This is a genomic window from Micromonospora sp. NPDC049679 (assembly GCF_040659735.1).
Lineage (GTDB): Bacteria > Actinomycetota > Actinomycetes > Mycobacteriales > Micromonosporaceae > Micromonospora_I.
The window spans coordinates 1-14,773 of record NZ_JBFANZ010000005.1 but is presented as its reverse complement, the minus strand read 5'-3'; the positions used below and the strand labels follow the sequence as shown (position 1 = coordinate 14,773).

Sequence of the window (14,773 nt, the reverse complement as noted above, 5' to 3'; positions counted from 1 at the left end):
CCTCTTCGAGGTCAACCTCCGCGACGCCACGGTGACCTGCCCGGCCGGCACCACCATCCCGATCCGGGCGGTCAAAGTCCACGCGCGCCACGCCGGCAAAGCCGACTTCGGCGCCGCCTGCGCCACCTGCCCCCTGCGCGGGCAGTGCACCGACTCCAAGACCGGCCGCAGCATCACCATCAGCCGGCACGAAGCCCAACTCACCGCCGCCCGCACCCGCCAACAGGATCCCGCCTGGCGGGCCGACTACCGCGCCACCCGACCCAAAGTGGAACGCAAAATCGCTCACCTCATGCGCCGACGCCACGGCGGGCGACGCGCCCGCATGCGCGGCCGGCACCGCATCGCCGCCGATTTCACCCGGGACTGCCCCCAGTTCGGTTGACTCCTGACCTGTGAGGATGCGTTCCTCGCTGAAAGGATGTCTGCCATGCCGAAAGCGTTCCCGCCGGAGTTCCGCCGTGACGTGGTCGCGGTTGCCCGCAAGGGCGAGGCGCCGCTGTCGCAGATCGCGAAGGACTTCGGGATCTGCGAGTCGTGCCTGCACCGCTGGCTGAAGATCGCCGACGTCGACGACGGGATCCGGCCGGGCACCACCAGCACCGAGTCCGCGGAGCTGCGTGAGCTGCGTAAACGCAACAAGCTGCTGGAACAGGAGAACGAGATCCTGCGCCGGGCGGCGGCGTTCTTCGCCAAGGAGATCGCCCCAAAATGATGTACCCGCTGGTCGGTGACCTGGCCGCCGACGGCATCCCCGTCGCGGTGACCTGCCGGGTCCTGGGCTTTTCCCCGCAGGCGTTCTACGCCTGGCGCAAAGACCCGGTGTCACAGCGCGACTGGGACGACGCGCACCTGATCAACGCCGCGCTGGACATCCACCACGACGACCCCGCGTTCGGCTACCGATTCATCGCCGACGAACTCACCACCCACGGCATCGTCGCCGGCCCCAACCGGGTGGCCCGGCTGTGCAAGGTGCAGCGCATCTGGTCGGTGTTCGCCAAGAAAAAGGGCCTGACTCGCCGGGCCGGCCCGCCGGTGCCCGACGACTTGGTGCGCAAGGTGTTCACGGCCGACGCCCCGAACCGGCTGTGGCTGACCGACATCACCGAGCACCCCACCGCCGAGGGCAAGCTCTACCTCTGCGCGATCAAGGACGTGTACTCCGGCCGGATCGTCGGCTACTCCATCGACCACCGGATGAAAGCCTCCTTGGCGGTGTCTGCGTTGCGTAACGCGGTCCGGCTGCGAAACCCGGCCGGCACCGTGGTGCACTCCGACCGGGGTAGCCAATTCCGGTCCCGCAAATTCGTCAAAGCGTGACACCACAACGGTTTGGTCGGCTCGATGGGCCGGGTCGGCGCCTGCGGCGACAACGCCGCCATGGAGTCGTTCTTCGCCCTGCTGCAGAACAACGTCCTCGACCGGCAACGCTGGCAAACCCGCGAGGACCTACGCCTGGCGATCGTGACCTGGATCGAACGCACCTACCACCGCCGGCGGCGTCAGCGACGCCTCGGCCGACTCACGCCGATCGAGTTTGAGACCATCAACAGGCTCGCAACCGCGGCCTGATCCACTCAACCCGCGAGTCAACTGAACTCGGGGCAGTCCCGACGAGTCCTACGCGCCCGCACGCCTGCCGGCGTCGCCCAGGAGGTCTACGCCCTGCTGGTCACCTATCAGATCCTGCGCACCGCGATGACCGACGCCACGGACAGCGTGCCCGACGCCGACCCCGACCGGGCAAGCTTCGCCATCGCCCTCAACGCTGCCCGCGACCAGGTCATCCAGGCCGCCGTAGTCATCACCGGAACCGTCGTCGACCTCGTCGGCACGATCGGCCGTCACGTACTGGCCCATCTCATGCGCGAGCGCCGCGTCCGGACCAAGCCCCGCACCGTGAAACGCGCCAACTCGAAATACCAAGCCCGCGGCCCGAACATCGGCCGAACCACCTACAAAGCCACCATCAGCATCAACATCCTCGCGTCACCAGAACCCTTGACACCCAACCAACCCACCTAACTGAACGGCGTTGGTACTAGTTGTCATGCGGCATGAACTGCTGCCCGCGCGATGACGGCAACCCCTATCCGTCTTCTCGTCGAGGCCACAGTGGCCCTCCCCCGCCACGGTGGGAGGGAAGGCCCCACCGCGAGGGTCGCAGAACGACCGCCAAGAGCACCAAGCGCGCCAGGCCGAACAAGCGTACGATCGACTCATCCCGGAATCGACGACATCCCACTCCTGAGGTGCCAGCCACACCGGCCCTACCCCCAGGGATGTCATGTCCGTCAATCGCACCCGAAACGCACCGGCAGACCCGACCACCACACCCCCCGCCGCGGGCCCCATCAGGCCCCACCAGCCCGGTGCCCCCCACCCGGGTGAGCGCTGCCTGGATCAGTATCTGCATCGCCGCCGTCACCTTCGTTGTTCTCATCATCTTCATGCTGCAGAACACCCGCAGCGTCGAGATCACCTTCCTATGGATGCACGGCACCCTGCCGCTGGCCCTGGCACTACTGATCGCCGGCGTCGGCGCGGCCATCCTGACCATGGTGGTCGGCGCCACCCGCATCACCCAACTGCGCCGCCTGACCCGCCAACGCCACTGAGCCGCGCCGCCCGCACAGCACCCGACGCCCCTGGACCACGGCACCCCCTCAATCCCAGCCGTCGCCGGGTTCCACCGGGGACGGGCGGGAAGGACCCACATGACGCATAACACGGTCAACCGCATGACAATAATTTCGTTATCGGCGCCATCGACGCCGCGACTGCGAATGGAACCACCGGCTCCCGCCGTACCCTCCTGGACGGCGGCTGGTGGCCCCGCTCGATCGACCCCGTCGCGGAGCTGCCGGGTCTCGTCCTGGCCATCGACAAGCTCCGCGGACCGGTCACCCGGATGGTCCTCAGCGCCGACGGCTGGGACAGGCACCCGCGCCGCCTGGGCGTGGCCCGGCGGGTCCTGCGGCTGGGCTACTTCACCAGCCGACCCACCAGTCTGCTCACCGCGCTGTGCGCCAACGGCGACCGCGTCGACCTGCTGGTCGTCCCCCCGGACACCGCAACCAGGATCGCCGACGCGGCGATGGTCCTCGCCGCCACCACCACCAACCTCTTCCCTGCCCAGCACATCCTCCTCGCCACCGGCACTCAGCCGTGCCAACAGCCTGCCCGGGACGTGTGGGAGACCGACGGCGACGGCCTCGCTGCCATGATTCCGGCCACGCCGCGGACCGGGCCCCGATCCGGGGCGCGTGGATCGGAACAGTGATGACAGTGATGAGGGAAACAACCACCCGTGTCAGCGTCGGGCGTCGTCTGCCGCACACCCATCCCCGCCCTCACCCGCCTCCGGCGAACGGCCCGCCGCCGGAACGAAGATCCACGATAGGAAGGAAACCAGCATGGCAACCATGGTCGAGCGCATCCGCACATTCCTGCATAACCCGCAAGGACAACGGCTCACCCGCCAAGTGCGTGACCAGCTCAACAAGCCCGACAACCAGCGGCGGCTGCGGCAGCTTGCGCAACGACTCCGGCGACGCGGGTGACTCCCGGCGAGCCCGTCAGATAGCCAGAGCCCACCATGACCGCATCGCATGACCTGACGCTGGCCACGACCTACGCGGACTCGTAGCCCTCTGTGTCAAATCAGATGAGGCGCGATCTGACCTGAAACGTTGACGCCGGGTCTCCAGCGGCCCGGGTCGGAGGGCGGGATCAGGGCCTTGGTTCGAGGCCCCGGATTCCGTCCTCTGGCTCGGGCGGTGCCGCGCAGAGGCGATCCAGCAGCGCGGGAAGGTGCACCTGCGCCACGCGGATGGTCGCGTCGCTGGCACCGTACGGGATGGTGAGCGTGTCACCGTGGCGCAGGGCACCACATGAATAGACGACGTTGGGCACGTAGCCGTCGCGTTCGGACCCGTCGGGGACGAGCAGCGGTTCCGGCAGGGCGGCCAGCACCCGCGCGGGGTCGTCGAGGTCAAGGAGGAGCGCGCCGATCGCGTACGTCCGCATCACTCCGACTCCGTGGGTGAGCACGAGCCACCCGCGGTCGGTCTCCACCGGTGAGCCGCAGTTGCCCACCTTGACCAGTTCCCACCCGCGCCCCGGCGCGTGCAGCACCGGACCCCGCCGCCAGAAATAGCCGTCGTCGGAGCTGGCCAGGCTCGTCGTTTCCCGGTCCCACCGCGACAGCGCCAAATAGCGGCCGCCCACCGGGCGGGGAAACAGCGCCATGCCCTTGTCAGACGCCGCGGAGCCGGTCAGTTGGCGAACGTAAAACGTCCGGAAGTCCTCGGTCATGAGCACTTGCGGAGCAATCCTTTCCCCGTCGTACGCGGTGTACGTCGCGCAGTAGCGGACGCTGCCGTCGTGGTCGGTGAACCGCACAAACCGGGCGTCCTCCATGCCGTGACTCTCGGTGGGACTGTTAGGCCACAACAGCCGCTCGCCGATCGCGGTGTCCGCGGCGAAGGTGAGGTCGTAATTGGTGGCGGAGACGGCGGAGACCATCTCCACCGCCCGCTGACCGGCTCGTCTGGCGAGCAGGTGCGGGTGGAGCGCGCCGGTGGCCCGGCGAAGCTCCTCGGCGTCAAAGCGGTCGGGCAGACCACGCAGGAGCAGATCCACCGTCTCCTCGTCGACGTCCAGGCCGGCAAGCGTGGCGCTTATCTGCCCCCGGTCATACACCGGCGGGCGGGACGTGCCGGTCACCAAGGTCGCCGAAGGCTCGTCGAACACCAACTGGCCGCCAGGCCCGGCCACGCCGGTGCGGAACCCGATGCCGGACAGGTGACCCTCTCCGATGACCCGCACGCTCATCAGAAACCGGATCTGGCCGGCAGCCAATCCAGCCTGATCGGGGTGCGGCACCATCGACGGGTTGCACAGCGCTGCGGCTTCCACCGCGTATTCGTGGGTGAAGTAGGCGCCAATCAGAAGCTCGCGTTGCTCGGACAGCTCATCGACGCCGCGCCGGCCGTGTGCGACGACGGCGAAATGTCGCCGCAGCACCGCCGGCAGGTCCCGGTGGCGCTGCGCGAAAGCGGCCAACGCGGCCGACAGCGCCTGGGCGACCTGCGGGTCGGTCATCGCCAGGATCCGGTCGATCACGGCCTGAGCGCGTGACGGGCTGTCCGGTGATTCCTCGCCCGGCACGAAGAGCTTGACGATCACGCGGCGGGGGTCGGGGCGCAGCCGGTCGCCGGTCCGCACTGCCAACGCCTGCGCCCACTCACCGGTCATGATCGGCCCTCCCGAGGCGGCGGGCGTGCTGAAGCGTCGCCAGCAGCGCGAGCGTGGACTCCGCGCCCTGATTGGCGCTGGCTCCGGTGGCGCCCAGGCCGTCGGAACAGCCCCCCGTCTCGGCATCCATCATCGGCGTACCCAGGTCGTTGTCGCCGAGGAACCAGGCGATGCCATGGCGCGCCCCGTGCATCCAGCCTTGCGCGCCGGTGACGGCCAGCGCCCGCACACAGGCCTCGACCAAGGCAGCCGCCTCGATCGGCTGCTGGTCGAACGCCGGCCGAGGGCTTCCCGGCGCCCATCCACCCGCCGGAGTCACCGACAGATGACCATCGTGGGTCTCCGTCTCCAGCAGCCACTCCAGCAGGCGCAACCCATGCCCGGTCAGGACGTCGTCGTCGAGGTGTTGTCCCGCGGCGATCAGCGCGTCGGGAAGCAGCGCATTCGCGTACGCCAGCCGTTCCTCCGGCCAGGGCCAGGCCGGATCCTCACCGCATCGACCCACGACGGGTACGGCGTCGCGCAGCAGCGCCCGCGCCACTTCGTTGTCGGGCCGAACGGCAATGATCTCAGCGGCGCCCAGCGCGGCGTACGCCATCGCGCGAGGTGACCGGGACCGCTGGCGGGCGCCGAGGGTGAAGCAGGAGGAAGCCTGCTCGCGCAGCCACGCCTGGTGTCCGTGTGCGGCAGCCGCACCCAGCCCCCACATCGCGCGTCCCCACCAGTCCCCGGCGCCGACCCCGCCTCGCCATTGGCGGTCGTAGCCCATCCGGTTGCGGAACGCGCCGCTGGGGCCCTGCGCATGCGCCAGGAACGACAGACACCGTTCGGTCAAGGTACGCAGCTGCGCCGACGGGTCCGGCTCGCGGGCCAGGACGAGCAGGGCACGGCCCACGTCGTCAACGCAGTAGCCGTGCTCACGTCGCGGCAGCGCGCCGCGGGCGTGCTCGAAAACGCCGGTGGTGTCGCTGAGACGTAGCAGGTGCCCGAACGGTGGCTCGGGCGGCTGTGTCCAGTCCCCCGCAGGGACGCTGGCCCCGACGAGCTGACCCGTGGCGGTCATCGGGTCACCGCGGCCCGGCGCTGCACGACGGCGTCGGCGACCCGGCGGAAGCGTTCGGCTACCGCCGGCCAGGTCACCACGGCTGCGAGCGGCGCGGCACTCGCGCTCATCCCGGCCGCGAGCGTCGGCTCGGTCAACACCCGGCGCAGCGCGTCGGCGATCGCCACCGGATCCCGGTGCGGGACCAACAGACCGACCCCGTCGGCCAGCAACTCGACCGCGTGCGGGAAACGCGTCGCCACGACGGGCGTCTGCGACGCGACCGCCTCGATGAGCACCCCCGAGGTGACCTGTTCAACCGAGTCGTACGGCAACAGCACGACATCGGCGCCGTCAACCAGGCGACGCAGTTGGTCCAGGTTCCGATAGCCCGGTTCGAAGCGCACCATGTCGGCCACCCCCAGCGAGGTGGCTTGGCTCTGCAGGGCGTGCCGGTAGCGTTCCCCTTCGCGGGCAAACACTCGAGGGTGGGTCTGCCCGGCGACGACGTAGCACGGGGTCGGATCCATCGCCCGCAGCGCGGGCAGCGCCGCGACCGCCCACTCCAGTCCCTTACCCGGTCCCAACAACCCCCAGGTGAGGATCACTGGACGGCCATGCGACGGCGGCCTGGACGGCGGCCCCTCCGTGGGCCAGGCGCCGTGCGGGATGACGTCGATCGTGCCGGGATCGACGCCGTAGATCGCCGACAGACGGGACCGCGCGGATTCGGTCATGGTGACCACGGCGTCGGCGGCCGCGATGACCTTCTGCAGCACGTGCCGCTGATGCGGCGTGGGTGCCATGAGAACGGTGTGCAGGACGGCCACGACGGGCACGGTCACCCGCTCGAGTACGTCCAGGATCTGGTCTCCGTCACGACCGCCGAAGATGCCGTACTCGTGCTGGACCACCGCGACGTCGAACCGGTTGAGCCAACCTGCGGCGGCGACCGCCGACGCGGCGCCCGGGCGCGCATTCAGTTCGTGGACGACCTCTGGCGGGCCCGCCACGCTCGGCCCGTCGACCATCCGCACAACGCCCACCCGGTCACCGGACTGGTCCGCGGTGAGGCTCCCGGCCAGCGAGGCGGTGAACGTGGCCAGACCGCACAGCGTCGGCGGATAGGTACTCAGGAGTCCATACGCGCGGGGCGAGCCAGATCGTCCGGCGTCGCCGATGACTTGTGGGGCGTTGGAGCGCGTTTCGGGGACGTACGTGGATGCTGGTGCCATCGCCCACCTCCGTGGAACGCCACGCGGATCGAGAACGGGCCAGCGGTCGGCCGGTCGATCAGCGCGGAAGACGGAGGGCTCGCGCCAGACCGCCGTTGCGGGGCGGCCATAGCCGCCAGGGACACGCCGGGGGGCGCGCTTGAAGGCCGGTCCGACTGGTGGACCGGCGCGCCGCCCGGGGGTCTGGGCACGGCACGGTGTCGTTGGGGCGACGCCAGCGCTCCGGACGGAGCGCGGCGTAAGGCAACAGTACGCCCTCCCAGGTTGTGTCGCCGCGAGCGGCACCCGCCGGAGCTGTCGCTAGTGGACTTCGGTCGCGATCCTCAGTAGGGCTGATAGGACGGGTTCAGCGTGCTGCGCCGGCGAGCACAGTGCGGGCGCGTTCGCTGTGCGCGGCGGCCACGAGGACCCCCGGCTGAGTCCTCAGGCAGCGTGAGTTCCGCCGCCCGCTGCGACGCCGGCGCACCTCGAAGGCAGCCCCGCCGATCGATCGAAGGTGACGGATTGTGTGACGCGGGGGCGGTGGCGTGTACGGTCACAGTGTCACCCGGGTCCCCGGTGGCGGAATCCCGTGAGCGTCGCGCATTCGCCTGCCACGTGAGGGGGCAATCTGCGGCATGTCGTTGTCGGGCATCGGGCGGGTCGGGTTGTCAGCGGGGCCGGATCGTGGCCGTCGCCGACGGGATCTGCTCGGATCCATCGACGATGGCCTGGGCGAGCTCCGACAGTCGCCGGTTATGGCTGCGGGCACGGTTCCGAAGCAGCGCAAAGGCCTCGTCCATGTCCAAATGGAGACGTTCGGCCAGCACGCCCTTGGCCTGTTCGATCAGGACGCGGCTGTTCAGCGCGGTTTGCAGCTGTTCGGTGAGGACGTCGCGGCGGCGGATGGCGCGTTGCTGCAGCAGGCCGATGGTGGCCACGTCGGCCAGGGCCTGGCCGATGCGTAGCGTGTCCCTATCGAGCGCGCCCGGGTTGGTGTCGAAGAGGTTGAGCGCGCCGATGACCTCAGTGCGAAGGCGCATGGGCAGAGCATGCACCGCGGCGAAGCCGACTTCGGCGGCGGCTGCGGTAAAGCGCGGCCAGCGACCGGCGGAGGGCAGGTCGGCCACCGACACTGGTTGACCGGTGCGGAAGCAGTCCACACAGGGGCCCTGGTCGGTTTGCAGTTGGAACAGCTCCAGCAGCCGGGTCCGCTCGGAGGATGCGGCCACCACCTGCAGCGTGTCCTGCCCGTCGGTCAGCAGTAGCCCGGCCGCCGAGATGCCCAGCAACTGGACACACCTCTCGGTCAACACGTGCAGGAATTCGATCACGTCGAATTCGTCGACGAGAGTGTCGCCCATCTCTACGAACACGTCGGCTAGCTGGATCTCGGCCATGTTACTCACCCTCGTCATAAGGTAGCCCTACCGCTCTGGCGGCCGGTAGCAGCGCCGCGCCAACTCGGCACGAACAGACCGGATCCGGATCTCAACTGCCACCGCGGTCCTCGCCACCCGCGGCGTTGTCGTCGAATCGCAGGCGTCGGGCGACCACGTCCCCGGCGACATCACGCAGCCGCCGGTCGTGGGCGTACGCGTAGGCGCGTAGCCGGATGAGGGCCACCGTTACGGTCACGCCCAACTGCACGGTGATCATCCCGGTGGCCCGGTGCACCTCGGGGTGCTGCGGGCCGGCCGGTTCGGGCCAGCGTCCGTCCGCGCGTGGCCGGTCGCGCTGCGCCGCATCGAGCAGCAGTGCGCATGCCGTGTCCGCCAACACCAGCGCGTCGGCCAGTTGTTCGCGATCGAGGTCGCCGGGCTGCGCGCGGTAGAGGTCCATGACGCCGAGACGGATCGCGCCGACCTGTAGCGGCAACGCGAACACCGCACGGACGCCGGCGTGCGCCGCCGCCGGCGCGAACACCGGCCAGCGGACCAGACACTCCCCGGCCGTCAGATCGGCGACCAGTGCCGGGCCGCCGACGAAGGCATCCACGCACGGACCCTCACCGAGTGTGAGAGTCAGCTCTTCCAACTCCGAGGCGACCTGATCGCTGGCGTACATCGATTCGCGGTCCGTGCCGCAGACCATCACCGCGACGGCGGCGCTGTCTACGCCGGCTGCCGACATCACCGCGGCGCAGACGTGCTCGACCGCGACCGGCCCGCTGTGAGTGTGTTCGACCACCAGGCTCCACAGTCGCATCCTGCGATCGGCGTTCATGGCACCGCCCCATCCGAACACCGTGCTGGCAAAGATGAGACGACGACGGCTGCCTCCGATACCTCAACGGTTCGTGAGGCCGCGACGGGCGGGTGACGTAAGACAAAGACCGGGTCGAACGCGACTGGCTCCTCACCGGCTTGCCACGCGCCACCGTACGCCCCCCAGTCCGGATCCCGCGCCGGCGCGCCGCTGCGGGGGCCCCTCCCTGTCGTACGGCCGCCACAGTGACCACCCTGGTGATCATGCACGCGACGGCCGTGGTGGCTGAGGCGTTGGTCTTGAACGGACGGCGCGTTCGAATGCGCGCGGTGGGGGTTTCCCGCTGCGTATGCCTATGTCGTCACCGCAATCTGGGTGGCGGTGTGGTGGCGAGGCCGCCGTGCGGTTCGGCCCCCAGTACGGCTGCCAGTTCGTGGCTGAGGTGCCCGTCGTAGCCGGTGTCGACGGCCGACGACTGATGATTGAGTGCGCGGAGCCGGTCGGCGGCCCGGCGGGCTGCGATGGCGGTCACCCAGGCGAGTACGTCGTCGCGGCGCGCGTCGAATAGCGGCGCGAGCCGCCATACCTCGACGAACACCGCCCGCGTCACCGGCACGGCGGACGCCGGGCCGCCGAGACTCTCGCAGATCTGGGCGAAGATGAGGCGGACGAGACGGCGGTAGAGGCGGCCGAAGGCGGCGTGGTCGCGGTCAGCGATCCGCTTGACAAGATCACTCAATGAGTCGGCGCCAGGCACGGCATAGATCTGCGGAGTAGGCATCCGATCCTCCCGGTGGTGTGCCTGTGGTCAGGACACCGCCAGGGACTGGGACGGCTGCTACACGGCGTTTAAAGTACGTTACCAATGCTCCGGGAGCGTCGGCTGCGAAAATCGCACAGTCCGAGTCGTTACGGACTCCGTCTCGTGGGGCCTACTGCCATCGCCACGTGGGGTGGTCCGGTCCGCCGAAACCCGGGAAACATCCGAAGACTATTCAGAACGATCGGGCGGGGCGCGCAGAGCACGACGGGCGTGTCGGCTGATCGCCCGCGGTTCGACGGCAGCCGGACGAACTGCCCCGCAGGTCGTGCGGGTGTACCGACTGCCGGTACGGCTAGGCCGAGTTCGTCGTGGTCCGTCGGCGCACTAACGCACTCCGAGCGACATCGACACCACACGGTGGACGCCGACGAAGGGCGTCCACACCGGACCATGTGCTGGCGGTGCGCGAGGTCGCCTGGCAAAAGTCAGCCACGACCGGACCGCGGCCGCTCGTCAAGGGGTGCCCTTGGCCGTTAGAGGCGGGCTGTTCACTTCCGGCGGTCAATCTCCGTCCAGTTCAGTGCGTCGATCGCCGACTGCACCTCAGGAAGTGGTGTCATGCACATTGTGCCCGGCAAGGCCGGCACGACAGTGGCGCCAGCCGCGTCAGTTAGGGCAAGCAGCACTGGCACGTTGAGGATGGCGGGGCACACCGGCTTACCCTCCTGCTCCTGTGGCGGTAGGTGCAGTGCTCGAACGAGGGCGTCGAACGGACCGTTGGACCGCTGCGCGGCCGCCCAGACGAAATCGGATGGGGATGACGTGGCGGACCCGAGCTCGGTAAACGAGTACGTACACCGGACGACTGAGATCGGGTGGAAGTCGGCGGGCAACGGCTGCGCGGATCGTTGCGCGGTCAGCGCATCTACCGATGGGCACTGCGTGGTTGTCTGGGTGAGGTAGGGGCCGCGCTCCTGGCGGTGGGAGCAGGCCGCCAGTGCGAGGGCAGCTACCAGGATCGCGCCGGCCTACCGGATGCTCATGCCTATGCGACTGCGCAACCGCACCGTCGGTTCCCGATTAGCGACGCGTTCACATTCACTCCAACATTACCTGCGGGTTGGCAGCGGGCGACGGGCCAGCGACGCGGTCTCGTAGACCGCGCCGCCAGCCGCCGCAAGTGCACTCACTCAGTGTTGATGTGTACCCCGACGGCGCTCATCGCCCCGCGGAGGTCGGCATAGTAGAAGCTGAACGAGCACTGTCGCCCTGACGGTTTGAAGCCTTTGCACGGCCGCAGGTTGGGGCCGGTGTCGATCGCGGAGATGATTCCCTGCGCACGTACCGCCCCACCGGATGCCAGGCTGGTGATCGGCCCTCCGCTGTCGCCCTGGCCGACGAAGGCCGAGCTGTTGTTCGATGGAAGGTTCTGTGCAAACGAATTAGAGGCCGTTGACCAGGGAGAATACCCCGGTCGACGGCCTCTTTTCGTGCTGTCGGAACGGCGGGATTCGAACCCACGACCCCTTGACCCCCAGTAGTTGGAAGCCTCAGCGACATGCTCAAGCATGTCTTCCCAGGTCACTGATAACAGTACTCAGCCGAGTAAAGGAGTCGTACCCTTCCGCCATGACGAGCGGGTGCCTCGTAACGCAGAGGTTCGAGTCGGTGGGGCGATCGATACGGTAACCCCACATGCGGATCCGAACGAACGCGAGATCATCTTCGGTGTGTAGCGATGCGGCGCATAGCTTCATCTTTAACCTGTGCGTCGCAGGCCACAGCCATGCTGGCGTCATCCGGATCACCGACCACCACACCTGAACCGTGACTCAACCACGAGCGTTGACAGGTCGTCTGCCGAGGTGGACGAGACGGCAGTTGATCGACGGAATCCGGTGGCGGACCAGGGTAGGTTCGCTGTGGCGGGACGTGCCCCACCCTGTATGGGCCGTGGCAGACATGCCGCCCGCCTTAGCGCGCGGCGCCGCCCGGTCGATCTGGGCCCGTCCCGGAGCGCCGGTGACCTACGCGTGCACCCCTTATCACCGAGGAGTTGCCAGACGCGGGGCGGAAGTCCCGCGCCGCGCGGGCCACCATATCGTCGGGATCGCGGCCGAGGGCCCGCCGGATGTGCGGCGGGATGACCTCGGATGTTGCCATCGCCAGTCGGACCTGCACCGAACGGTCGTCAACCAGGCGTTCCAGATCCGCCTCGTCCAGCTCGACCGCGCGGACCAGCGCGGCGCGGACGTCGACCACGGGGTCCTGGGCAAGCACGCTGCGCTGCTCGGCGGTGGTCCGCGGGTTGCGGGCGACCCCCTTGCGTACGCGTACGGTGCGATCGGCCATCAGGGCGGTGATCACGTCAGGGTCGTGGGTGTGGGTGGCGAGTCGTTCCCGTACCTCGGGTGAGACGTCGTCGATCAGCCTGGCGGCCAGATCGGGCTCCAACTCCCGCATCTCCGCGAGGAGACCACGAAGCTCCTTGTCGGGTGCCTCTGACATCACCCGGCGAACCGACTCGTCGCAAGCCGGGTTGCCGGCGACCGCCCAGCGGACCCACCGGTCGGCGTCTTTGACGAGACGCAAGAGATTGGCGACCGAGGTCGAAGGGTTTCTCGCCACAGCCTCCCGGACCTGACGATCATGGTCCCGGGTCAGCGGTCGCAGTGCCTGCGCGGGTGCGTCGGTCCGGGCCGCGACCGCCTTACGGACCACGGCCGACGGGTCGGACGCCAAGTCGAAGAGAGTCATCTGTGGCGTTGCGGGGTCCTGCGCGAGGGCGAGCCGCGCGTCGGCGCTGTCACCGGTCGCACGGTGGGCGGTGGTACCTGACCCGCTGTGACGGTCGGGCCCGCCGACGTCCTGCTGCTTCCCCATGGGCGCAATCATGTCACGGGCGGACTGGGGCAGCGCGAGCCTGACCAGCGGCTTGACGATGGTCCAAGCGTTACCTCGCGGATGCGCCCTTCGGTATGTCAACAATGACTGAGAACTCCTAACGAAATAATGTTGGCGTAGCCGGTGGACGTGAGGATCGTTCACGTCTGAACGTGAGGAGGGGTGAGCAGCCGCCGTTGGGTCGTCTCGGACGAGCCGTGGGCTGAGATCGAGCCGTTGCTGCCACCCCGTCTGCACCGGTTCCCCGGCCGTAAGCCTCTGGATGATCGCAAGGTGTTCTGTGGGATCTTGTTCGTGCTCTACACCGCGATCCCGTGGGAGTACCTACCCAGGAGTTGAGGTTCGGCTCCGGGATGACCTGCTGGCGCAGGTTGCGGGACGACCCCAAAACCGGTCGGAGCCCGGTCGACCGCCGCAAGCCAGGCTCGAAACACCACGTCATCACGGACCCGGGCGGCCTCCCCCTCGCCGTCACGCTGACCGGCGGCAACCGCCACGACGTCACCCGACTGCTGCCCCTGATCGACAAGTTCCCACCTATCAAGGACATCCGAGGACGGCCACGACCGCGGCTGCATCCACGAAGCCTTCCTGACTCTCGCCTGCGCCATCATCTGCTGGCGCCAACTCCAACGCTCAAAGAGCTAGGACTTGTAAGTCGGCTGTCCGCAGCGCGGGGTTCCGGACCCGCAGGGGTCAAGGGATCCCGCCGGGTCAAAGGATCCACGAGTACCAAGCACACAAACGCCTTGACCAACTCAGTCAAGAAGAGACGGTCTCCGCGGGCTCTGAACTGCGGAAACCCTCGTGCTGTCGGGACGGCGGGATTCGAACCCACGACCCCTTGTTACCAACCGTAGCCACCCTGAGCTTGTCATCGCTTGCCACAAGTGGTCATTTACCTGCACAGATGCACCGGGGCACTGGTCTCTCCTTGTCACTGGTTGTGATCGTCAGGACAGGGTTTTCGGGGGGTAAACGGGGGCACGTCGGGACCGTTCACGCCTCACCACACCCCCACCACTGCGCGGTTCCCGCGCATCGAAGGACGGGCCGACCCTCACCTCAGCGGTGGTCAAACCATGGGGGTTCGTGTCGGAGGGGCGACACGCTACATACGCACACGGCTGGGTCTCACGGTCGCCTAGGTGCACCCCGGGTGGTTGCCACGGGGAACGAGGCGTTCCGGCGCGGCCCAGCAGGCGCGGGCCCACCGGAGCCTGCGCGGTCCCGTATCGGACCGCACGGCTACCCCATGGCGTTGTCCACGCGTGTCGCGTACGTGCCGGGCGCCGGCTGCCGGTGAACGGACCGGCTGGATGCGCGGAGGCCCCGGCCCGCGGGGGGGGGGGCGGGGCCGGCGGACAGCGGGTGGGTCAC

The 14,773-nt window shown here is 68.7% G+C and carries 14 protein-coding genes and 1 pseudogene; 8 read left to right on the top strand and 7 right to left on the bottom strand.

Annotated elements, in window-relative coordinates; translation table 11 throughout:
* Window positions 1-31 precede the first annotated feature (31 nt).
* From AB0J06_RS05090 to AB0J06_RS05065, 6 genes and pseudogenes are all read left to right on the top strand, one after another.
* Entirely contained in the window at window positions 32-385 is a 354-nt protein-coding gene (locus AB0J06_RS05090) for a transposase (protein WP_357424779.1), read from the top strand.
* A 45-nt stretch (window positions 386-430) separates the two neighbouring features.
* Window positions 431-1,575, top strand: a pseudogene (locus AB0J06_RS05085) (IS3 family transposase).
* 126 nt (window positions 1,576-1,701) lie between these two features.
* Window positions 1,702-2,028 (top strand): hypothetical protein, encoded by a 327-nt coding sequence (locus tag AB0J06_RS05080; RefSeq protein WP_357424777.1) that lies wholly within the window; start codon window positions 1,702-1,704, stop codon window positions 2,026-2,028.
* Between the two features lie 362 nt (window positions 2,029-2,390).
* Window positions 2,391-2,621, top strand: a complete 231-nt coding sequence (locus AB0J06_RS05075; protein WP_357424775.1) for a lipopolysaccharide assembly protein LapA domain-containing protein — start codon at window positions 2,391-2,393, stop codon at window positions 2,619-2,621.
* Between the two features lie 140 nt (window positions 2,622-2,761).
* On the top strand, window positions 2,762-3,286 hold the full coding sequence (locus tag AB0J06_RS05070) for a DUF5994 family protein (RefSeq protein ID WP_357425057.1): 525 nt from the start codon (window positions 2,762-2,764) through the stop codon (window positions 3,284-3,286).
* Window positions 3,287-3,419: 133 nt separating this feature from the next.
* Window positions 3,420-3,566, top strand: a complete 147-nt coding sequence (locus AB0J06_RS05065) for a hypothetical protein (protein ID WP_357424773.1) — start codon at window positions 3,420-3,422, stop codon at window positions 3,564-3,566.
* A 169-nt stretch (window positions 3,567-3,735) separates the two neighbouring features.
* On the opposite strand, the gene AB0J06_RS05060 is transcribed toward AB0J06_RS05065, so the two are convergent.
* The 7 genes from AB0J06_RS05060 to AB0J06_RS05030 form a co-directional block, all read right to left on the bottom strand.
* Window positions 3,736-5,109 (bottom strand): glycoside hydrolase family 130 protein, encoded by a 1,374-nt coding sequence (locus AB0J06_RS05060; protein ID WP_357424771.1) that lies wholly within the window; start codon window positions 5,107-5,109, stop codon window positions 3,736-3,738.
* A gap of 142 nt (window positions 5,110-5,251) precedes the next feature.
* Entirely contained in the window at window positions 5,252-6,325 is a 1,074-nt protein-coding gene (locus tag AB0J06_RS05055; RefSeq protein ID WP_357424769.1) for a glycosyltransferase, read from the bottom strand.
* Window positions 6,322-7,539 (bottom strand): glycosyltransferase, encoded by a 1,218-nt coding sequence (locus tag AB0J06_RS05050; RefSeq protein WP_357424767.1) that lies wholly within the window; start codon window positions 7,537-7,539, stop codon window positions 6,322-6,324. The genes AB0J06_RS05055 and AB0J06_RS05050 overlap by 4 nt, the downstream gene beginning before the upstream one ends.
* A gap of 650 nt (window positions 7,540-8,189) precedes the next feature.
* A complete protein-coding gene (locus AB0J06_RS05045; protein ID WP_357424765.1) occupies window positions 8,190-8,918 on the bottom strand; it encodes a GAF and ANTAR domain-containing protein in 729 nt (242 codons plus the stop codon).
* A 91-nt stretch (window positions 8,919-9,009) separates the two neighbouring features.
* Window positions 9,010-9,726, bottom strand: a complete 717-nt coding sequence (locus AB0J06_RS05040; protein ID WP_357424763.1) for a GAF and ANTAR domain-containing protein — start codon at window positions 9,724-9,726, stop codon at window positions 9,010-9,012.
* Between the two features lie 361 nt (window positions 9,727-10,087).
* Window positions 10,088-10,507, bottom strand: a complete 420-nt coding sequence (locus tag AB0J06_RS05035) for a sigma factor (protein WP_357424761.1) — start codon at window positions 10,505-10,507, stop codon at window positions 10,088-10,090.
* A 1,956-nt stretch (window positions 10,508-12,463) separates the two neighbouring features.
* Window positions 12,464-13,372, bottom strand: a complete 909-nt coding sequence (locus AB0J06_RS05030; protein ID WP_357424759.1) for a hypothetical protein — start codon at window positions 13,370-13,372, stop codon at window positions 12,464-12,466.
* A 183-nt stretch (window positions 13,373-13,555) separates the two neighbouring features.
* On the opposite strand from AB0J06_RS05030, the gene AB0J06_RS05025 reads away from it, so the two are divergent.
* Together AB0J06_RS05025 and AB0J06_RS05020 are read left to right on the top strand one after the other, a co-directional pair.
* The gene (locus AB0J06_RS05025) at window positions 13,556-13,732 is read left to right on the top strand and encodes a transposase (protein WP_357424757.1); all 177 of its coding nucleotides are present in this window, start codon (window positions 13,556-13,558) and stop codon (window positions 13,730-13,732) included.
* A gap of 14 nt (window positions 13,733-13,746) precedes the next feature.
* A complete protein-coding gene (locus AB0J06_RS05020) occupies window positions 13,747-14,253 on the top strand; it encodes a transposase (protein ID WP_357424755.1) in 507 nt (168 codons plus the stop codon).
* The last annotated feature ends 520 nt before the right edge of the window (window positions 14,254-14,773 follow it).

What these genes read in the sequence shown, in the direction of transcription:
- AB0J06_RS05045 (WP_357424765.1), bottom strand. Translation starts at nt 8,918, where the DNA reads ATGGCCGAGATCCAGCTAGCCGACGTGTTCGTAGAGATGGGCGACACT.
- AB0J06_RS05080 (WP_357424777.1), top strand. Translation starts at nt 1,702, where the DNA reads ATGACCGACGCCACGGACAGCGTGCCCGACGCCGACCCCGACCGGGCA.
- AB0J06_RS05040 (WP_357424763.1), bottom strand. Translation starts at nt 9,726, where the DNA reads ATGCGACTGTGGAGCCTGGTGGTCGAACACACTCACAGCGGGCCGGTC.
- AB0J06_RS05065 (WP_357424773.1), top strand. Translation starts at nt 3,420, where the DNA reads ATGGCAACCATGGTCGAGCGCATCCGCACATTCCTGCATAACCCGCAA.
- AB0J06_RS05060 (WP_357424771.1), bottom strand. Translation starts at nt 5,109, where the DNA reads ATGACCGACCCGCAGGTCGCCCAGGCGCTGTCGGCCGCGTTGGCCGCT.
- AB0J06_RS05055 (WP_357424769.1), bottom strand. Translation starts at nt 6,325, where the DNA reads ATGACCGCCACGGGTCAGCTCGTCGGGGCCAGCGTCCCTGCGGGGGAC.
- AB0J06_RS05030 (WP_357424759.1), bottom strand. Translation starts at nt 13,372, where the DNA reads ATGGGGAAGCAGCAGGACGTCGGCGGGCCCGACCGTCACAGCGGGTCA.
- AB0J06_RS05050 (WP_357424767.1), bottom strand. Translation starts at nt 7,539, where the DNA reads ATGGCACCAGCATCCACGTACGTCCCCGAAACGCGCTCCAACGCCCCA.
- AB0J06_RS05035 (WP_357424761.1), bottom strand. Translation starts at nt 10,507, where the DNA reads ATGCCTACTCCGCAGATCTATGCCGTGCCTGGCGCCGACTCATTGAGT.
- AB0J06_RS05020 (WP_357424755.1), top strand. Translation starts at nt 13,747, where the DNA reads ATGACCTGCTGGCGCAGGTTGCGGGACGACCCCAAAACCGGTCGGAGC.